The sequence below is a fragment of the Methylobacterium hispanicum genome (assembly GCF_022179285.1).
GTDB classification, from domain to species: domain Bacteria; phylum Pseudomonadota; class Alphaproteobacteria; order Rhizobiales; family Beijerinckiaceae; genus Methylobacterium; species Methylobacterium hispanicum.
Genome location: NZ_BPQO01000006.1, coordinates 172,370 through 191,224, shown reverse-complemented (window position 1 = coordinate 191,224; position 18,855 = coordinate 172,370). Strand labels below are relative to the sequence as shown.

Annotated in this window: 21 protein-coding genes; 8 read left to right on the top strand and 13 right to left on the bottom strand. The window is 71.8% G+C overall.

Annotated elements, in window-relative coordinates; all coding sequences use genetic code 11:
- Positions 1-161 precede the first annotated feature (161 nt).
- The 6 genes from MFF56_RS09310 to MFF56_RS09285 form a co-directional block, all read right to left on the bottom strand.
- The gene (locus MFF56_RS09310) at positions 162-1,001 is read right to left on the bottom strand and encodes an outer membrane protein (protein WP_082773245.1); all 840 of its coding nucleotides are present in this window, start codon (positions 999-1,001) and stop codon (positions 162-164) included.
- A 139-nt stretch (positions 1,002-1,140) separates the two neighbouring features.
- Entirely contained in the window at positions 1,141-1,458 is a 318-nt protein-coding gene (locus MFF56_RS09305; protein WP_066925145.1) for an HPr family phosphocarrier protein, read from the bottom strand.
- Between the two features lie 141 nt (positions 1,459-1,599).
- Positions 1,600-2,001: a PTS sugar transporter subunit IIA gene (locus MFF56_RS09300; protein WP_066925142.1), complete on the bottom strand. Its 402-nt coding sequence runs from the start codon at positions 1,999-2,001 to the stop codon at positions 1,600-1,602.
- A gap of 126 nt (positions 2,002-2,127) precedes the next feature.
- Complete coding sequence (locus MFF56_RS09295) at positions 2,128-2,658, bottom strand: HPr kinase/phosphorylase (RefSeq protein ID WP_082773244.1); 531 nt, start codon at positions 2,656-2,658, stop codon at positions 2,128-2,130.
- Between the two features lie 4 nt (positions 2,659-2,662).
- Complete coding sequence (locus MFF56_RS09290; RefSeq protein ID WP_066925255.1) at positions 2,663-4,408, bottom strand: sensor histidine kinase; 1,746 nt, start codon at positions 4,406-4,408, stop codon at positions 2,663-2,665.
- A gap of 91 nt (positions 4,409-4,499) precedes the next feature.
- Complete coding sequence (locus MFF56_RS09285; protein WP_066925139.1) at positions 4,500-5,210, bottom strand: response regulator transcription factor; 711 nt, start codon at positions 5,208-5,210, stop codon at positions 4,500-4,502.
- A 306-nt stretch (positions 5,211-5,516) separates the two neighbouring features.
- Here MFF56_RS09285 and MFF56_RS09280 point away from each other — a divergent pair, with 306 nt between their 5' ends.
- The 4 genes from MFF56_RS09280 to MFF56_RS09265 all read left to right on the top strand — a co-directional run bounded on the left by MFF56_RS09280 (position 5,517) and on the right by MFF56_RS09265 (position 8,957).
- A complete protein-coding gene (locus MFF56_RS09280) occupies positions 5,517-6,317 on the top strand; it encodes a HugZ family pyridoxamine 5'-phosphate oxidase (RefSeq protein ID WP_238229960.1) in 801 nt (266 codons plus the stop codon).
- A 75-nt stretch (positions 6,318-6,392) separates the two neighbouring features.
- Positions 6,393-6,593 (top strand): hypothetical protein, encoded by a 201-nt coding sequence (locus MFF56_RS09275; protein WP_066923227.1) that lies wholly within the window; start codon positions 6,393-6,395, stop codon positions 6,591-6,593.
- Positions 6,594-6,815: 222 nt separating this feature from the next.
- On the top strand, positions 6,816-8,621 hold the full coding sequence (lepA, locus tag MFF56_RS09270; protein WP_066923223.1) for a translation elongation factor 4: 1,806 nt from the start codon (positions 6,816-6,818) through the stop codon (positions 8,619-8,621).
- A gap of 90 nt (positions 8,622-8,711) precedes the next feature.
- The gene (locus MFF56_RS09265; RefSeq protein WP_238229959.1) at positions 8,712-8,957 is read left to right on the top strand and encodes a nucleotidyltransferase family protein; all 246 of its coding nucleotides are present in this window, start codon (positions 8,712-8,714) and stop codon (positions 8,955-8,957) included.
- Positions 8,958-9,336: 379 nt separating this feature from the next.
- Here MFF56_RS09265 and panD read toward each other — a convergent pair whose 3' ends face one another.
- On the bottom strand, positions 9,337-9,798 hold the full coding sequence (gene panD / locus MFF56_RS09260) for an aspartate 1-decarboxylase (RefSeq protein WP_066923218.1): 462 nt from the start codon (positions 9,796-9,798) through the stop codon (positions 9,337-9,339).
- A 173-nt stretch (positions 9,799-9,971) separates the two neighbouring features.
- On the opposite strand from panD, the gene MFF56_RS09255 reads away from it, so the two are divergent.
- Complete coding sequence (locus tag MFF56_RS09255) at positions 9,972-13,025, top strand: N-6 DNA methylase (RefSeq protein ID WP_066923215.1); 3,054 nt, start codon at positions 9,972-9,974, stop codon at positions 13,023-13,025.
- 18 nt (positions 13,026-13,043) lie between these two features.
- Here the strand turns inward: MFF56_RS09255 and MFF56_RS09250 are convergent, their stop codons facing one another.
- Together MFF56_RS09250 and MFF56_RS09245 are read right to left on the bottom strand one after the other, a co-directional pair.
- Positions 13,044-13,367 carry a hypothetical protein gene (locus tag MFF56_RS09250; RefSeq protein WP_238229958.1) on the bottom strand — a complete coding sequence of 108 codons (324 nt, stop codon included), beginning with the start codon at positions 13,365-13,367 and terminating at the stop codon, positions 13,044-13,046.
- A gap of 79 nt (positions 13,368-13,446) precedes the next feature.
- Positions 13,447-13,680 (bottom strand): hypothetical protein, encoded by a 234-nt coding sequence (locus MFF56_RS09245; protein ID WP_066923233.1) that lies wholly within the window; start codon positions 13,678-13,680, stop codon positions 13,447-13,449.
- Positions 13,681-13,859: 179 nt separating this feature from the next.
- On the opposite strand from MFF56_RS09245, the gene MFF56_RS09240 reads away from it, so the two are divergent.
- Both MFF56_RS09240 and MFF56_RS09235 read left to right on the top strand, forming a co-directional pair.
- Entirely contained in the window at positions 13,860-14,777 is a 918-nt protein-coding gene (locus tag MFF56_RS09240) for a methyltransferase domain-containing protein (RefSeq protein WP_066923209.1), read from the top strand.
- Positions 14,774-15,133, top strand: a complete 360-nt coding sequence (locus MFF56_RS09235) for a DUF427 domain-containing protein (protein ID WP_066923205.1) — start codon at positions 14,774-14,776, stop codon at positions 15,131-15,133. The genes MFF56_RS09240 and MFF56_RS09235 overlap by 4 nt, the downstream gene beginning before the upstream one ends.
- A gap of 18 nt (positions 15,134-15,151) precedes the next feature.
- Here the strand turns inward: MFF56_RS09235 and MFF56_RS09230 are convergent, their stop codons facing one another.
- From MFF56_RS09230 to MFF56_RS09220, 3 genes are all read right to left on the bottom strand, one after another.
- Positions 15,152-16,696, bottom strand: coding sequence for a DUF6880 family protein (locus MFF56_RS09230; RefSeq protein WP_066923202.1), 1,545 nt, complete (start codon positions 16,694-16,696; stop codon positions 15,152-15,154).
- Positions 16,697-16,724: 28 nt separating this feature from the next.
- A complete protein-coding gene (locus MFF56_RS09225) occupies positions 16,725-16,964 on the bottom strand; it encodes a DUF2188 domain-containing protein (protein WP_066923199.1) in 240 nt (79 codons plus the stop codon).
- Between the two features lie 61 nt (positions 16,965-17,025).
- A complete protein-coding gene (locus MFF56_RS09220) occupies positions 17,026-17,253 on the bottom strand; it encodes a hypothetical protein (protein WP_066923196.1) in 228 nt (75 codons plus the stop codon).
- A 47-nt stretch (positions 17,254-17,300) separates the two neighbouring features.
- On the opposite strand from MFF56_RS09220, the gene MFF56_RS09215 reads away from it, so the two are divergent.
- On the top strand, positions 17,301-17,534 hold the full coding sequence (locus tag MFF56_RS09215) for a hypothetical protein (protein ID WP_066923193.1): 234 nt from the start codon (positions 17,301-17,303) through the stop codon (positions 17,532-17,534).
- Between the two features lie 5 nt (positions 17,535-17,539).
- On the opposite strand, the gene fabI is transcribed toward MFF56_RS09215, so the two are convergent.
- Positions 17,540-18,370 carry an enoyl-ACP reductase FabI gene (gene fabI / locus MFF56_RS09210; RefSeq protein WP_066923190.1) on the bottom strand — a complete coding sequence of 277 codons (831 nt, stop codon included), beginning with the start codon at positions 18,368-18,370 and terminating at the stop codon, positions 17,540-17,542.
- Between the last annotated feature and the right edge of the window lie 485 nt (positions 18,371-18,855).

Sequence of the window (18,855 nt, the reverse complement as noted above, 5' to 3'; positions counted from 1 at the left end):
CGCGGGCGCGCAAGGGCGCGGCGGGGGGCCATATCCCTGTGCCATGGCCGGGGCGACGGGAGCCAGCAGCGCGGCCGCGAAGGCGCCGAGCAACAGGCAGGCTGGATATCGACCTGTCATCGTACCGCTCCGCTCGCTCAGGCTTCTCGTCGGTCCGGGGCTCAGAACTTGACCGCGACGGCGCTGCGGACGGTGTTCACGTTCATCAGGTGATCGCCGAACTTGCCGAAGAGAATGTACTGATACTCGGCCCGCAGAAAGACGTTGGAGGTGATGGCATAGTCGATGCCGGCACCCAGCGCGGCGCCGGCCGCATATTTCTCGCCGTGATTGGCGGTGGTCTGCCAACCGCTGCCCCCCACCCGCGCCTGACGGGCGAGATCGGTGTACTCTCCGGTGAAGACGCTCACCTCGTTGCCGACGACGGCGCGACCAAGTGCCAGGCCGCCGGTGACGAACGGCAGAAGGGGCCCGAAGGCGTACCCGATGCGGGCACGAAGCGTGCCGTAATCGGTCAGCGCGACCCGCGATGTGGTGTTTGCCGTGACCGAGTAGTAGAGCCCCGTCGAGCCCTGCATGTAGCGTGAGACCGAATCCGCGGCATAGGCCTTCTGGTTGAGGCTCGTATAGTCGCCCTCTACACCGAAGACGACGTCTCCGTACTGGACGTTGAAGCCGCCGAACCCGCCGTAGGAGAGCCCGCTGCGACGCTTGTCAGTGAGCTGATTCCAAGTGGAGACCCCGAACTCCTTCTCGACCAGGGTCTGCCGGAGAATGTGGGCGATCTCCGTACGGCCAGCATTCTTGAAGCCGAAGTTCGTCGTGCTCCAGCCGACATGGCCGCCGGCATAGACGCCGCTCCAATCGATCAGCGCGGTCGTCACAACGGCCGGCTCGTCGTATTCGGAACCGCGCAGGTAATCGTATCCGAGGTCAGCCGCCCGTGCGTCGGCGGCGGTCAGGCCGAGAAGCGCCAGCATTGCCAGGGATCGGTTACGCATCGCAGTGATCCTCAGGGCGGCCGAACCGCCGGGATACGGAACAATGCGAGCATATCTAGGACGGTAACCTTAACCGTCCGTTGCGAATCCCCTTCACCCCGCGGCTGCGGCGTCCGGAAACCGGACGATCGAAGGTCGCCTACTCGTCTTCGCCGAAGCGGTTGGCGAGCAACGCCTCGATCGCGTCGAGGCAGGCCTGGGCATCGGTGCCGACGGCGGTGACGGCGACCGAGGTGCCCTGTGCGGCGCCGAGCGTCAGCAGGCCCATGATCGAGCGCCCGCCCACCGTCTCGCCGGCCCGGGTCACCGTCACGGCCGCGTCGAAGCGCTCTACCGTCTGCACGAACTTGGCCGAGGCCCGGGCGTGCAGGCCGCGCCGGTTGATGATCGGCAGGGTCCGCAGGAACCCGCCCTCCGGCACCGGCGGGTCGTCGTCCGTCTCGTAGAGGTCGTCCATCGGCACGGTGCGCCCTCGATTCCGCGCGGGCGACGGCTCGGGACCGTCGTGCTCAGTGCCTAGCTGGTTCGGGGGGAGGACGGAAGTCCGGATCGGCCGCGCCGGATCACGGGGACGTCACGTCCGGGTCACTTGTCCGAGTCACTTGCCGGCGAGCACCCGGGAGGCGACGTTGATGTACTTGCGGCCCGCCTCCTGGGCGTGGAGCACGGCGTCGCCGAGGGACTCCTCCTCGCGCACGCTGGCAAGCTTGATGAGCATCGGCAGGTTGATGCCGGCGACCACCTCGACCGCACCGCCGTTCATGCAGGAGAGCGCGAGGTTCGAGGGCGTGCCGCCGAACATGTCGGTGAGCACCACCACGCCGGTGCCCGTGTTCACGCGCCCGACCGCCGACATGATGTCCCGGCGGCGCATCTCCATGTCGTCGTCCGGGCCGATCGTGATGGTCTCGATCTGCTCCTGCGGGCCGACCACGTGCTCGAGCGCGGCCTTGAACTCGGTCGCGAGCAAACCGTGGGTGACGAGCACCATGCCAATCATCGACGCACGTTCCGACGTCCTGTGAACCGAGCCGCCATGTTGTGCATCGCACACCCCCGACACAAGGCAGTCGCGACGTTTTGCTCAAAACAGCGTCATCATCATGCCACGACCGTCACGGGCGCGCTATGCCCCCTGCTCTACGGCCGAACTCTCAGCCGGGCTGTGCGGCCGCGAAGCAACGCCCGTAGGCGTCCTCGCGCACGCGAAAAGCATCGCGGAGACCAGTCCGGGAACGAGCCCCGAATCACGCAGGGCCCGATCCGCGACGAGGCAGGGCAGGTCCAGGCCGAGGATCCGGGTCCGGCCGGCCTCCGGCTCCGACAGGCGTGGACCCGCGGCCACGAGATCGACGGCGAGGCGCAGAACGCAGGCCGGCAACGCGGCGTGGCCGAGACCGGCGGCTTCGCGGATGCCGAGGCCCCGCACCTCGATCAGGCCGGCGACACGCGGGTGCGGGCGGGCCACGAGGCGGTCGTGATGCCGCGCCAGCCGCACCCGGTCGTCGCCGACGAGGGCCGCGAAGCCGCCGGCGAGCCGGGCCCGGTCGAGCAGCGCCAGCGCGAGGCTCGACTTGCCGGAGCCCGACGCCCCCCGGATCAGCACGCCCGCCTCCCCCAGCACCACGCAGGTGGCGTGCGCTGTGAGGCGCGTCACCGGCTCAGGCGGCGAGTTGGCGGGGGGCCGCCGGCAGGCGCACGATGAAGCGAGCGCCGCGCACCGTCGGCTCGCCGTCCTCGTTGGCCGGGCCGGGCCTGTTCTCGGCCCGGATCGAGCCTCGGTGCGCCTGCACGATCTGCCGCGAGATCGAGAGGCCGAGGCCCGAGTTCTGGCCAAATCCCTGCTCCGGCCGGTCGGTGTAGAAGCGCTCGAAGATCCGCTCCAGGGCGTGCTCGGGAATGCCCGGCCCCTCGTCCTCGCAGATCATCTCGACCTCGCCGCGCACGCGCCGGAGCGCCACCCGCACCTTCGCGTCGGAGGGCGAGAACGAGCGGGCGTTGTCGATCAGGTTGTTGACCACCTGTCCCAGCCGGCTGTCGTGGCCGATGATGGCGAAGGGCGCCTCGTCGCTGCCGGGCGGCGCCTCGATGTCGAGCTGGATCAGGCAGTCCTTCGGGCGCCGCCGCTCGTTGGCGACCGAGATCACCGTGGTCAGGAGCTTGCGCATGTCCACGCGCCGCGCCTCGGCGCGCGCCAGTTCCGCGTCGAGGCGCGAGGCGTCGGCGATGTCGCTGATCAGCCGGTCGAGGCGGCGCACGTCGTGCTGGATGATCGCCATCAGGCGGCTGCGGGAATCGTCGGTCTTGGCGAGCGGCAGGGTCTCGACGGCGCTGCGCAGCGAAGTCAGCGGGTTCTTCAACTCGTGGCTGACATCCGCCGCGAAGCTCTCGATGGCGTCGATGCGCCGGTAGAGCGCCTGGGTCATGTCGCGCAGCGCGCCCGAGAGGTGGCCGATCTCGTCGGTGCGGTCGGTGAAGTCGGGGATCTCCTCGCGGGTCTTGATGCCCATCCGCACCTTCTCGGCGGCCTCGGCCAGCCGCCGCACCGGCCCGGCGATGGCCCCGGCGAGCAGGATCGAGAGCACCACCATCACCAGCGCGGCGACGATGAAGACCTGGAACAGGCCGAAGCGCTCGGAGGCGATGACCCGGTCGATTGCGTCCCCTTGCGTCGAGATCAGCAGGGCGCCGCGGACCTGCCCCCCCTTGTGGATCGGCACCGCGACCGAGACCGTGGTCTCGCCGACCGTGTTGCGGCGGACCAGGCTGCCGCGGGCGCCGGAGAGGGCGGTCTGGACCTCGCGCAGCGAATGGCCGTTGGCAGGGCCGACCTCCTCGGTGGCCTTCGAGCGCCCGCCGAACAGGGTGGCAAGGTGGGCGTGGACCCAGGACACCGCCCGCTCCAGCGCGTTCGGCGCGTGCTGGGGTGCCGGATCGCCCCGCCCCTCGCGGTTGAACAGCGAGCGGGTATCGAACAGCAGGCCGCCCTCGCGGTCGTAGACCCGGGCCCGGTTGCCGGTGGGCGTGACGAGGCGCGAGAGCAGCGGCGCCACCCGCTCGGGGTTCAGCGAGAAGGCGAGCGGGGCGGATTCCTCCTCCGCGCTCTCGCCGGCCTGATCCTGCAGCAGCTTGTCCGGATCGACCCGGATCGTGTCCGTATCGACGGAGGCCGAGGAGGCGATGGCGCTCGCGATGATCTCGCCCTGGATCGCGAGGCTCTGGACGCGGGCCTGGATCAGGCCCTGGCGGAACTGGTTCAGGTAGAGGAATCCGACCAGCAGCGCGATCAACCCAACGAGGTTGAGCACGACGATGCGGCGCGTCAGGCTGGAGGCGGCGCGCTGGCCGACCCCGTCCCAGACGGAACGCGGCCAGGTGAAGGGCGTGGGCAGCGGCCGGCCGAACAGGGTGCGGCGCGGGGGCGAATCGTCTGAGGTTACGGGCGGCACGGCTCGGAAGGTCTTGGACTGAGGATGGGTCGTCGCGGGAGCCCGCCTCTCAGCCTTCCTTGAAGCGGTATCCGACCCCGTACAGGGTCTCGATCATGTCGAAGTTCGTGTCCGTCACCTTGAACTTCTTGCGCAGCCGCTTGATGTGGCTGTCGATGGTGCGGTCGTCCACGTAGACCTGATCGTCGTAGGCCGCATCCATCAGGGCGTTGCGGCTCTTCACGACGCCGGGGCGGTGGGCCAGGGCCTGCAGGATCAGGAACTCGGTCACGGTTAGCGTCACCGGCTCGCCCTTCCAGGTGCAGGTGTGGCGCTCCGGGTCCATCATCAGGGCGCCGCGCTCCAGGGAACGGGCGGCGGCATCCGCCTCGCGGGGCGGCGCGCCGGGGCCGTCCTTCGGGGCGAAGCGGCGCAACACCGCCTTGACCCGCTCGACGAGGAGACGCTGCGAGAACGGCTTATGGATGAAGTCGTCGGCGCCCATCTTGAGGCCGAACAGCTCGTCGATCTCCTCGTCCTTCGAGGTTAGGAAGATCACCGGAAGGTCCGATTTCTGCCGCAGGCGCCTGAGAAGCTCCATCCCGTCCATGCGGGGCATCTTGATGTCGAAGATGGCGAGATCCGGCGGCGAGTGCCGCAGCCCGTCGAGCGCCGAGGCGCCGTCCGTGTAGGTCTGGATCCGGTATCCTTCGGTCTCCAGCGCGATCGACACGGATGTGAGGATGTTGCGGTCGTCGTCGACGAGGGCGATGGTCGGCATGCGCGTTCCCTGACTGAAACGGCGGCGGCGGGGCTCAGGGCCGGCGGCCCGAACCCGACCCCGGTCCGGGGCAGGCGGTGACGCGAGAGCGGTCGGGAGGAGCGGCAGCCCCCCGGCCCGCTTCGCGCGGAAGGGTCAGGTGCTTTAGTATGAAGCTTTGAAAAAAGCGAGCGCCGGGCGTAGCTTGGCCGTATCGGCGGCGGCCCGCGGGCCGATGTCGCCCTCGCCCCGGCGGCCGAAATGCCTATGATCGGAGCAGGATCGCCCGGAACGGGCGGGACGGGTGAACCGGCGACCGGAGGCACGATGGGCGGGACCGATCAGGGCGAGGCGGCCGGGGGCACGGACGGCGCGCGGCGCGGGCCGGCGCGGCCGCTGCCGGCCGCGGAAGCCGGCTTCGACGCCGTGGGGCTGGCGCGCGACCTCCTGCGCACGGTCCGCTCCGGCGCGCTCGCCACCCTGGAGCCCGACGGCACGCCCTTCTGCTCGCTGGTGACGATGGCGACCGACGCGGACGGCACGCCCCTGATGCTGCTCTCGCGCCTCTCCGCCCACACCCGCAACCTGCTCGCTGACCCGCGCTGCTCGCTGCTCTTCTCGGCCGGCGGCAAGGGCGACCCGCTGGCCCATCCGCGCCTCACGGTGGTGGGCCGGGCGGCGCCGACCCCGGAGCCCCGCGCCCGCGAGCGCTTCCTCGCCCGCCACCCGAAGGCGAAGCTCTACGCGGACTTCCCCGATTTCGGGTTCTTCGCGCTCGACCCGTCCGCCGGCCACCTGAACGGCGGCTTCGCCAAGGCCGCGACGCTGACGCGGGCGGAACTCCTCCTCGATCTCGCGGGCGCCGAGGGCGTGGTGGCTGGCGAGCGCGGCGCGGTCGAGCACATGAACGCCGACCATGCCGACGCGCTGGCGCTCTACGCGGCCGGGGCCGGCGGGGGCGAGGGACGCTGGCAGCTCACCGGGCTCGATCCGGAGGGGATGGACCTCGTGGCGGGCGAGCGCGCCGTGCGGGTGGCCTATCCGGAGCGGGTCTCCGACATGGGGGCCTTGCGCAAGGCGCTCGTGGCGATGGCCGCCCAGGCGCGGGCGGAGGCGGGCGCGCCCTGAACGTTCGGGCGCCGCTTTCGTGCCCTGGCGCGTTCGTCCTCTGGCAAGGGCGACGCGGCGCACCATATAGGCCGGATGAGCGACATCCAGACCGACACCTACCCCTTCAGCCTCGACGTCGAACCGGTCGGCGAGTCCGGCAGCCTGTTCCAGTGGAGCATCCGCAAGAACGGCAAGCTGCACCAGCGCTCGGACCGCAAGCACCCGACCGAGGCGAAGGCCCGCGCCCACGGCGAGGCCGAGATCGAGCGGCTGATCCGCGATCGCGGCCGCTGAGCGCGGGGTCTTTCCAGGCCTGACGCCCTCCGGGCGCCCTCGGGCGCGGGCGGCTCTCGCGGCCGTCCGCGCCCGCGCGCGTTTCCGGCCCCTGCGTCCGGCCGGCGCTTGGCGCGGATACGGCCCCCTGCTATCCCGCGCCTCACCGACACAGATTCCCGTTCCTGACACGGCGCGGAGCGGCCGCCCCCGGGGCCCGCCGCGCGCCGGAGACCCCCGCCGATGACCGCTGCGCCCATCGACAACATCCGCAACTTCTCGATCGTGGCGCATATCGACCACGGCAAGTCGACGCTGGCCGACCGGCTGATCCAGGCGACCGGCACCGTGGCGCTCCGCGACATGGGCGAGCAGATGCTCGACTCGATGGACATCGAGCGCGAGCGCGGCATCACCATCAAGGCCAACACCGTCCGGCTGGAGTACAAGGCCGAGGACGGGAAGGACTACGTCCTCAACCTGATGGACACGCCCGGCCACGTGGATTTCGCCTACGAGGTCTCGAGATCGCTCGCCGCCTGCGAGGGCTCGCTGCTGGTGGTGGACGCGAGCCAGGGCGTCGAGGCGCAGACGCTCGCCAACGTCTACCAGGCGCTCGACGCCAACCACGAGATCGTGCCCGTCCTCAACAAGGTCGACCTGCCGGCGGCCGAGCCCGACCGGGTGAAGGAGCAGATCGAGGAGGTGATCGGGCTCGACGCCTCCGACGCCGTGCCGATCTCGGCCAAGACCGGGCTGAACATCGAGGCGGTGCTGGAGGCGATCGTCAAGCGCCTGCCGCCGCCGAAGGGCGATCGCGCGGCGCCCTTGAAGGCGCTGCTGGTCGATTCCTGGTACGATGTCTATCTCGGCGTCGTGGTGCTGGTGCGCATCGTGGACGGCGTGCTGAAGAAGGGCATGACCATCCGCATGATGGGCGCGGACGCGGTCTACGGCGTCGATCGGATCGGCGTGTTCCGGCCGAAGATGGCCGATATCGGCGAGCTCGGCCCCGGCGAAGTCGGCTTCCTCACCGCCTCGATCAAGGAGGTGGCCGACACCCGCGTCGGCGACACCATCACCGAGGACAAGCGCCAGACCACCGAGATGATGGCGGGCTTCAAGGAGGTCCAGGCCGTCGTGTTCTGCGGCCTCTTCCCGGTGGACGCGGCCGAGTTCGAGAACCTGCGCTCGGCCATGGGCAAGCTCCGGCTCAACGACGCCTCGTTCTCCTACGAGATGGAGACCTCCGCCGCGCTCGGCTTCGGCTTCCGCTGCGGCTTCCTCGGGCTCCTGCACCTCGAGATCATCCAGGAGCGGCTGGAGCGCGAGTTCAACCTCGACCTGATCTCGACGGCGCCCTCCGTGGTCTACCGCCTCGCCATGCGCGACGGCGAGATCCGGGAGCTGCACAACCCCGCCGACATGCCCGACCCGATGAAGATCGAGACGGTCGAGGAGCCCTGGATCCGCGCCACGATCCTCACGCCCGACGAGTATCTCGGCGGCGTCTTGAAGCTCTGCCAGGACCGCCGCGGCGTCCAGATCGACCTCAACTACGTCGGCAAGCGCGCCATGGTCGTGTACGACCTGCCCTTGAATGAAGTGGTGTTCGACTTCTACGATCGCCTGAAGTCGATCTCGAAGGGCTACGCCTCGTTCGACTACCACGTCTCCGACTACCGCGAGGGCGACCTCGTGAAGATGTCGATCCTGGTGAACGCCGAGCCCGTCGACGCGCTCTCGATGCTGGTCCACCGAACCCGGGCGGAATCGCGCGGCCGGGCGATGTGCGAGAAGCTGAAGGACCTGATCCCCCGCCACCTGTTCCAGATCCCCGTCCAGGCGGCGATCGGCGGCAAGATCATCGCCCGCGAGACGATCCGGGCGCTCTCCAAGGACGTGACCGCCAAGTGCTACGGCGGCGACATCTCGCGCAAGCGCAAGCTCCTCGACAAGCAGAAGGAGGGCAAGAAGCGCATGCGCCAGTTCGGGCGGGTCGAGATCCCGCAGGAAGCCTTCATCGCCGCGCTGAAGATGGACGATTGAGCCCGATCGTCCACGCGGCGCGGACGTGCTAGACCCGGACTCATGCGCCGGGACGATGTCATTGCGCTGTTACGCGCCTCCGAGGCCGAGTTGCGCCGATCCGGCGTCCAGCACCTCTGGCTCTACGGCTCGGTGGCGCGGGACGAGGCGCGGGACGGCAGCGATGTCGACCTGTTCGTCGATCCCGATTACGAGCGCTTCGGCTTCGTGAAGTTGATCCGCGTCGAGGACCGGCTCTCGCGCGAGCTCGGATCGGCGGTCGATCTGACGACGCGGGACGGCCTGCATCCTCACCTGCGCCCCGCAATCGAGCGAGAGGCGATCCAGGTGCTCTGACGCATTTCTGGGTGACCGAAGTTGCCGCGGCATCCTACCCCGCGGGCCGCGTGAATGATCGCGGAGGACAGGTGGCCCTGCGCGTTGGAAGGCCCGTCGAAGAACCTAAACCGCACCGCGCGCCCTCTCCCGTGCGGGAGAGGGTTGGGGTGAGGGATGAGAACGCTACGAACAGAGCAGGACGTTGCCGCGGAACCGCAGCATTTCGTCCGGTACGCTCTGGGCCCCTCACCCGGCTTTCTGCGAAAGCAGACGTCTCCCGCACGGGAGAGGGGACCCGCGCTTCTCCGGGTCAAAGATACCGGACCTGATAGCGAGGTACGCTGCCCACGGGCGATCACCCTGTTCCGCTGGGAAGGATCGACGCGCCTTCTGAACCTCACACCACCCGGATCTGCGTCGCCACCCGCGGCGCCTCCTCCGCACCCGTCTCCGCCTCGATGATCCGCATGTCGAGGCGGCCCGCCTCGTCGCGGAACACGTCGTAGACGACCCGGTCCACCACGCGGTTGCCCTCGCCGAAGATCAGCACCCGCGGCTTGTGACTGATCACGTCGTCCACGCTGCCGTAGCTCGCAGAGGCGATGATCACCTCGTCGCCGACCTGGCAGGTGCGGGCCGCGGCCCCGTTCAGCACGCAGCAGCCGGAGCCGGCCGGGCCGTAGAGCACGTAGGTGCTGATGCGCGCGCCCGACATCTTGTTCCAGATCTCGACGAATTCGAGCGGGTCGAGCCCGGCCTCGCGGCAGAGGTCGGCGTCGAGGGTGATCGAGCCGTGATAGTTGAGGTCGGCGCCCGTCACCCGGATGCCGTGCAGCTTGGCCCGCACGAAACTCTGCATCTGATCCCCCCGGCCGCCCGTGGCCCGGACGTGTCCGCGGCCCTTGTACCGGCTCCCGCTCCAGCGGGCTACCGATGGGAGATTTCCTTTACCTCAGGTCATGCGCCGGGACATGCCCGTCTTGCAATATAACCTGAGGTGAATTTAGCTACCTGAGATATCTGAGGTAGCCCATGCCGATCACCCAAGCCGAACTCGAAGCCGTCGTCGCCGAACTCGCCCGTCGGCCCGGCCACGAGAAGGTGCGGGCGTTGCTGCACCGCCTGCTCACGGGCGCGCTCGGAGCCCGCAGCGAGCAGATCGCCTTCGAACAGGCGCTCCCCGAGGTGCGTGGCCGGGTCGATGCCCTCCTCGGCCGCACCCTCATCGAGATCAAGGCCGACCTGCGCCGCGAGTCGGCGGCGGCGGAGGCGCAGCTCGCCCGCTACCTGCCGGAGCGCGAGGCGGCGACCGGCCAGCGCTATGTCGGCCTCGCCACCGACGGGGCGCGCTTCGTGGCCTACGAGATGCGCGCCGGCGCCCTCGTGCCGCTCGGCGCCTGCGACGCGCGCGCCGCCGAGCCCCGCGACCTCACGGCGTGGCTGGAGGGCGTGATCGCGGTGCGCGACTGGCTGCCGGCGGACGCCCCCGGCATCACGAACGAGCTCGGGCGGCGCAGCGTCGCCTTCGCGCGCACCCACGCGCTGCTGCGGACCGCCTGGGCCGCGGTGGCGGGCGATCCCGAGGCGGCGCTCAAGCGCCAGCTCTGGGAGCGGCATCTCGGCTTCGTCTACGGCAAGGCGGTGGGCGGCGACGACCTCTGGCTGCAGCACACCTACCTGGTGATCCTCGCCAAGGCGATCGCGGCCGGGGCGATGCGCATCCACGGCCGCTCGCCCGAGGATCTCCTCGACGGGCGCGCCTTCCGGGATGCCGGGGTGCACGGCGCCGTGGAGGAGGATTTCTTCGGCTGGATCCTGGGCGCGCCGGAGGGGCCCGCGATCGTCGCGAGCCTCGCCGGCCACGCCGCCCGCTTCGATCTCGGCAGCGTGGACGTCGATCTGCTGAAGGTGCTCTACGAATCGCTGATCGACCCGGAGCAGCGCCACGACCTGGGCGAGTACTACACGCCCGACTGGCTCGCCCGGAAGGTGGTGCGCCGTGCCCTCGACGCTCCGGCCGCGCAGAGCTGCCTCGACCCCGCCTGCGGCTCAGGGAGCTTCCTGTTCCACGCGGTGCGGCTGAAGCGCGAGGCGCTGGCCGCGGCCGGGATGCCGGCCGGCGCCGTGGCGGCCGCCTGCTGCGCCACGGTCACCGGCTTCGACGTGCACCCGGTCGCGGTGATCTTCGCCCGCGTCACCTACCTGCTGGCGCTGGGCGAATCCCTGCTCGCGCGCGAGGACGCCATCTCGCTGCCGGTCTATCTCGGCGACGCGCTGCAGTGGAACGTCCGGCGCGACGCGGTCGAGCAGGACCTCGTCGTCGTCGCGCCGCCGCCGCCGGGATCGCGGCGGACCGGCGGCTCGGTGCTGCGCTTCCCGCTCGGGCTCTGCGCCGACCCCGCCCTGTTCGACGCGGTCGTCGCCGCGCTCCACGACGCGAGCGAGGCGGGCCGCGACGCCGACGCGTTCCTCGGCGGCCTCGCGGCCCTCGGGGTGCCGGCCGAGCACCGGGGGACGCTGCGGGCGACCTACCTCACCTACGACCGGCTCAGGCGCGCCGGCCGCGACCATGTCTGGGGCTTCGTCGCGCGCAACCTCAGCCGACCGGTCGCCCTCTCGGACGGGGCGCGGGTCGATGTGGTGCTGGGCAACCCGCCCTGGCTCGCCTACCGCTACATGTCCGAGGACATGCAGGAGCGCTTCCGCGAGACGGCGCGCCGCCTCGGCGTCTGGGTCGGGGCGGACGAGGCGCGCCTCGTCACGCAGACCGACCTCTCCGGGCTGTTCCTGGTGCGCTGCGCCGAACTCTACGCGCGGCCGGCCGGCCCGCGGCGCCGGGGCGGGCGCCTCGCCATGGTTCTGCCGATGGCCGCCCTCAGCCGCGGCCAGTACCGCGCCTTCCGCACCGGCGACTGGACGGGTGTGCGCGCCGCCTTCACGGAGGCCTGGATGCTCGACAACCAGGCCGTGGCGCCGCTCTTCCGGGTGCCGACCTGCGTGCTGTTCGCCGAGGTCGCCGAGCGGGCGCGACCGACGCCGGAGCGGGTCACCGCCTTCGCGGGCCACCTGCCCTTCAAGGACGCGCCCGAAGAGCTGGCGGACCGCCACGTCACCGCGGGCCCTGCCGCCGCGCCGCGCGCAGTCGATTTCGCGGCGGCCTCGCCCTACCGGGACCGGTTCCGCCAGGGCGCGACGCTGGTGCCGCGGATGCTCTGCCTCGTCGAGCGCCGCGACGGGGGACGCCTCGGCGCCAGCCAGGCGGCGCCGGCCGTGCGCAGCCGGCGCTCGAACCTCGAGGATCCGCGCTATCGCGCCCTCGACGCGCTGGAGGGTGCGGTCGAGCGCCGCTTCCTGCGGCCGGTCCACCTCGGCGAGTCGATCGCGCCGTTCCGGGTGCTGCAGCCGTTCGAGGGGATCGTCCCCATCGACGAGGCCGGCACGGTGCTCGACGCGCGCCAGGCGGGCAATCGCGGCTTCGGCCGGCTCGCCGACTGGATGGAGCGGGCGGACGGCATCTGGCAGCGCACCAGCGCCGGCCGGATGACGCTGAGCCAGCGCTGGAACTTCCACAACGGCCTCGCGAACCAGTTCCCGACCCGGTGCCTGCGCGTGGTATTCTCGAAATCCGGCCAGCGCCCGGCGGCCTGCATCGTCACCGACGAGACCGCCATCATCGATCACGTCCTCTACTGGGCGGATGTCGCGGTTGGCATCGAGGCCCACTACCTGCTGGCCGTCCTCAACAGCGATACGGTCCGTCGCCGGATCGTTCATCTCCAGGCCCGCGGGGAGCAGGGCGCGCGGCATTTCGACAAGCTGATGTTCACCCTGCCGATCCCGCTCTTCGATGGGCGGATCCAGCTCCACGCGGATCTTGCCGCCGCTGCGGCCGAGGCCGAGCGGGTGGCAGGCGCGGTGCCGATCGAGCCCGGCACACCGTTCCAGCGCGCGCGGCGGGCGATCCGCGCGGCGTTGGCGGCGGACGGCATCGCCGCCCGGATGGACGCGCTGGTGGCGGATCTGCTCGGGCCGGATCCGTTCGCGCCGGAGGCTGCGCCGGCGGAGCCCGAACTGGAGGAGGCCTGAGGCTTGTCCCGGGGCCGCTCACCAGTCGCGGTGACGACGCCGCTGCGGAGCCCGCTCGATCCGTTCGCGGACCGGCCGGTCGTAGACGCCGCGGCCGGTCCGCGCCCGGTAGGCGGCGCCCGCATAGTCGCCCGGCGTCGGCGGCGTACCGGGCTGTGAGAAGCTGGTCTCGGGCCGGTAGGCCGGCCCCCAGCCGATCGCGTCCTCGCCCGCCGGGTCGCGGCCGGGCAGGCCGGTGGCGAAGCCGACGCCCTGCGCACAGGCCGCGGCGGGGACGAGGACGGCGAGCGCGGCCGAGGCCGCGAGGCGGCGGCGGAACGGCGAGCGTGCGGAAGGTCGCATCGGTGCGAAATGTCCTGCTGCGGGCCGGCTGCCGACCCCGATGAAACGGCAACCGGCAGCATTACCGCGCAGTTTCGCCTCAGCGCCCGGCGGGCTGCGCCTGACCCGTGGCCTCGCTGTCCTGGCGCGCCTGCTTGTTGGCGCGGTGGCGGCCGACCGCGCAGCCGGCGGCGGCCCCGAGGAGACCGTGATGGCCGGCATAGTGGCCGGCGACGCCGCCGACCACGGCGCCCTTGATGCAGCCCTTGGCCTCGGCGGCCCCGGTCCAGGCGAGTGCCGTGAGCGCGAGGGCGCCGACGAGGATGCGCGTCATCATGGTGTTCTCCTACCTACCGTGGCACGAAGAACGGCCCGCCGTAATCCCGCGTTCCGGGCTCGCGCAGGTGTGAAGCACCCGCGCAGGGCCGCGCGCAGGCGTCCGCGCTGAGCCATGCCCGCGGCGCGGCGGCGGACGCTGGCGCCGGGGCCTCGCGGGCGCCATCTAGGCGGCGCATGGACACGCCCCTCTTCGACACCGCCCTCGCCCGCCGACGCCTCGCCCGGGCGCACGCGAACGGCCGCGCAGGCGGCTACGCCGACTTCCTGCTCGCCCGCGCGGCGGAGGATCTCGACGACCGGCTGGGCACGGTCCTGCGGAGCTTTTCCAGCGCGCTCGATCTCGGGACGCCGACCCCGGCCGCGGCGCGGATCCTCGCGCGGCGCATCGACGGCGGCCGGATCCTGCGCCTCGCACCGCTGCCGGAAGCGCCCGAACCCGGCATCGCGGGCGCCGTCGCCGATCCGGAGGCGCTGCCCGTGGCGGCGGCCAGCCTCGACCTCGCGGTGTCGTTGCTCGCCCTCCAGGGGGTGAACGACCTGCCCGGCACCCTGGTGCAGGTGCGGCGCGCCCTGAAGCCCGACGGGTTGTTCCTCGGCTGCCTGCTCGGCGGGGCGACGCTGACGGAGCTGCGCCAGAGCTTCGCCGCGGCCGAGAGCGAGATGGAGGGCGGCATCAGCCCCCGCGTCGCCCCGTTCGCGGCGGTGCGCGAGGTCGGCGGCCTGCTGCAGCGGGCGGGTTTCGCCCTGCCGGTGGTGGACAGCGAGACGGTGACCGTGCGCTACGCCGACCCGTTCGGGCTGATGCGCGACCTGCGGGCCATGGGGCTGACCAACGCGCTCGGCGAGCGCCGACGCACGCCCCTGCGGCGCGACACCCTGCTCCGGGCGGCCGAGATCTACGCGACGCGCTTCGCCGACCCGGACGGCCGGGTGCGGGCGACCTTCGAGCTGCTCTGGCTCTCCGGCTGGGCCCCGCACGAGAGCCAGCAGAAGCCTCTGCGGCCGGGAAGCGCCCAGGCGCGGCTCGCCGACGCGCTCGGCACGCAGGAGATCACACCCGAGACCATGCCCGACGAGAGGAGCACGCGATGAAGCAGCCCGGCCCGGACCACCCGATCGCCATCCTGCCGCATCCGGGCCGCATCCGGGTCGTGCTGAACGGCGCGGTCGTGGCCGAGACGCGCGCCGCCCTGAGCCTGCAGGAGGGCGGCTACCTGCCGGTGCTCTACATTCCGCGGGCGGACGCGCGGCTGGAGCACTTCACGCCCTCGGCCCGGCGCAGCCACTGCCCCTACAAGGGCGATGCGAGCTACTACGACCTGCGGGCCGGCGACGCGCAGCGCGGCGACGCGGTCTGGAGCTACGAGGACCCGTTCCCCGCCGTGGCGGCGATCCGCGGTCATCTGGCCTTCTACCCGGACCGGGTCGATGCGATCGAGCAGGACTGAGGGGGCCGCCCCGCGGGCTCAGGCGCCCTCGACCAGATCCCAGAAGCCGTACTTGCGCCCGTGCCGGCGCCTCAGCCCGGCCCGGTACTCCGCCGGGTCCGGCTCCGCGCCGCCGAGATCGGCGCGCTCGGCGAGCCGGTCGAGTTCCGAGAGGTAGGCGGCGGCGTGCGTGTAGGCCTGGCTGCGCCCGCGACCCAGGATGTCGTCGATGAGCGCCCGGTAGAGGATCGTCGCGGCCGGCGGATGAGCCTGCGCCAGGGCGTCGGCGGCCGGGGCCAGGATGGTGTAGCGCTCGCCCTCCCAGATCCCGGGCCGCCCGGTCACCAGCCGGGCCGCCCGGTCGAGGTCCGGCCAGCGCACCAGGAAGCCGAGCGCGCGGTGCGGGTCGGGAAAGGCTTCCACGACCGCGAAGGCGCGCCGCAGGGCCTCGTCGTCCTCGAAATCCGGCAGCTTGGCGAGGTAGGCCCGCAGCATCTCCGCGTCGAGGCGCGCCGCGAAGCCCCGCCAGCGCAGGTCCTGCGCCTCCGTGTCCCGCCCCAGGGCGTCGAGCGCCCGGATCTCCAGAACCGCCCGCTCGCGCTCCATCGCCATCTCGTCGAGGCCTGCGATCAGGTCGGCGCGGGTGAGCGGCTGGGGGGTCTCCCGGCGCAGCCAGTCGAGCGCCTCCGCGGGACGGTCGGCCCGGAGCAGGCGCGTCGCGATGTCGAGCCGGTCCGGCGAGCCCGGCATCGCCTCCAGCTCGAAGGCGATGAAGGCGTCGACGTCGCCGCGGCGCTCGGCGATGTCCTGGCGCAGGCGCAGCAGCACGAGCCGCCGGAGCCTCTGCAGCGTCTCCGTCTCGCGGCGGCCCGTCCTCTTGCCCGGCTCCGCCACCAGCCCCGCCACCTCTGCGTCCAGCGGCGCCAGCGCCTCCGGATCGAGCCGACCGACCAATCCGCGCAGGAGCACGGTGAGCGCGCCGGTCGGATCGGCGAGCACACGCGGGAGCAACCCGCTCGCGAAGCGCGCGGCCGTCCCGGAGGGCAGCGCGGCGCCGATCTCGACGGCCGCCTCCGCGGCCCGGTCGTAGACGCCCTGCACGGTGCCGGCCCCGTCATCGACCCGGGCGAACACGCTCTCGGCGCCGCCGAGGAAGCGCAGGAGCCGCTCCAGGGCGGCCTCGCCGTCGAGCGGGCGCAGCTCGTTCAGGATCACCGAGACGGTGGCGTCGAGGTCGAGCGCGAAGGCGCGGCCCTTCTGCCAGTCGATGTAGCCGCGCGCGCCCTCCAGGGCGGCGAGCCTGCGATCGACGATCCGCGCGACGGCGTCCGGCCCCTGCCGGGCGGCGAGCGCCGCGCTCACCAGCTTGCGGAAGGCCGGGTTGCGCCGGGTCTCGTCGAGGACGAGGCCGATCAGCCGGTCCCGATCGAGGGCGGCCAGGGTCTCGGCCGATGGCGTGGTGCGCCGCGCGCCCTTGGGAAGACGCGTCGGCGCGGGCGCGGACCTCGCCGAAGCCTCGGGCGCCGGGCCGTCCGATTCCGGGGCGGCCTCCGTCTCCGCCGCCCGAGCCTTTCGACGCGCCATCGTGCTCCGAAGCCTCCCCGGTCCGTCGTCAGCCCTCGACCTTCGTCACCGGGCGGTCGTTGCCGCGCGCGGTCTCGTCGTGCCAGCTGCCCGCCCCATCCTGGTAGCGGATGCCCTCGGTCGAGCCCGGCACCTGCTGCTCGGCCGCGGCGGCCTGTGCCGCCTGCAGCGCCGCGTCCCGGCTCGGAAAGGTCTCGGAGAACACGTCGCCGACCTTGTAGGCGAAGCCGCCGTCGTGCTCGACGATGTGGTAGGTCACCTCGGTCATGAATGCTCCTCGACGCGTGTCATCGTTGGAGCGCGAACACGGGAGATCCGGGGGCGGTTCCTCAGTGGCGGGTCGGCGGGCCGTCCGCGAAGCTTGCGGCGGCGGCCTCGCAGCCCGCGATGAGCGAGCCGCGGACATCGTCGGCGGCGTAGCCGACGCCGTCCGGGAAGGCGAGGCTGCGCAAAGCGTCGTCCGCGACGCGCCGGATATGGGCGACCCAAGCCCCGTCCACGCGCTCGAAGCGGACCTCGTACGCCTCGCCGTCCTGCTCGAACCGGTGCGGTTCCATGGGCGCTCACCCTACTGGCGTCACGATTGCGGTCTCAGGAGGCGCGCATGCGCATCCTGCTCTCCCTCACGATCCTGACCGCCTCCACCCTCGGCCTCGCCGCGCCGGCGGCGCGGGCGCAAGGGGTGCCGCGGAATCCCTTCGCCTCGAACTACCCCTCCGAGCCGCCCCCGCCGCACCTCGTGGAACGGCGCGAGCGCCGGGTGGTGCGGGCGCGCCGGCCGCGCGGCGGAGCCCCCGCCGAGCCCGAATTCCTGCCGCCCGGCCGCATCCCGTACTGAGCGCCTCAGGCGTCGCCGACGACGCCGGCCTCGTCCTGGGCCTGGAGCACGTCGGGCCGCGGCATCGAGATGATGTTGTAGCCCGAATCCACGAAGTGGATCTCGCCGGTCACGCCGCCCGAGAGGCTGGAGAGCAGGTAGAGGGCCGAGCCGCCGACGTCGTCCAGGCTCACGGTGCGCCGGAGCGGCGCGTGCGCCTTCTGGTGGTTGAACATCAGCCGGGCATCCGCGATGCCGGCGCCCGCGAGCGTGCGCATCGGGCCCGCCGAGAGCGCGTTGACGCGGATGCCGTCCGGGCCGAGATCGGAGGCGAGGTAGCGCACGGACGCCTCCAGCGCCGCCTTGGCGACCCCCATCACGTTGTAGTTCGGCATGACCCGGGTCGAGCCGCCGTAGGTGAGCGTGAGGAGCGAGCCGCCGTTCCGCATGCGCCGGGCCGCCCGCTGGGCGATCTCCGTGAAGGAGAAGCACGAGATCGTCATGGTGCGCACGAAGTTGTCGCGCGTGGTGACGTCGAGGTAGCGGCCCTTGAGCTGCGCCTTGTCGGAGAAGCCGATGGCGTGGACCACGAAGTCGAGCGCGCCGTCGAAGGCCGCGTCGAGGCGGTCGAAGGCGGCGTCCACCGAGGCCAGATCCTCCACGTCGCAGGGAATCACCACGTCGGAATCGAGCTTGGCGGCGAGCGGGCCGACGCGGCGACCAAGCGCCTCGCCCTGGTAGGTGAAGGCGAGGCGGGCGCCGTGCTGGTGGAGCATCCGGGCGATGCCCCAGGCGATCGAGTGATCGTTGGCAACGCCCATAATCAGGCCGCGCTTGCCCGCCATCAATCCCGTCATGCGATCCGCTCGTCCCTGGTGCCGCATCGGCCCCCGAAGGGGCGCCGTAGAAGGGCCGAGCCATAGCGCGCCGGTCCTCGCGCTGTCCAATGGGCTGGGGCGAGGCGGCCTCGACCATCACCGGCGCTTTCCCGGACGCCCGGAGCGTCAGCGGAGGGTGATCCGGGATCCAGCGCAAGGAGACGCGAAGCGTCCGAACACAATGGCGGTGCTGGAGATCGAGCCGCTTCGCGGCACTTCCCCTGCTGGATCCCGGATCACCTTCCACTCCGTTCCAGGCGTCCGGGAAAGGGGAGCTTCATCCGCCGGGGACCCGGCGTGGCCGCTCAGAAGTAGCCGCGGGTGTCCTCGCGCGCCGCCTCGATCAGGCGCTGGCGGACGAAGACCATGGCGGCGCCCGCGAAAACGAGCCCGCCCAATGTGGCAACGAGGAAGGGGACCACGCGCTGTCTCCCGCAGAGGTGCGAGGACAGCGTTTACGGAAC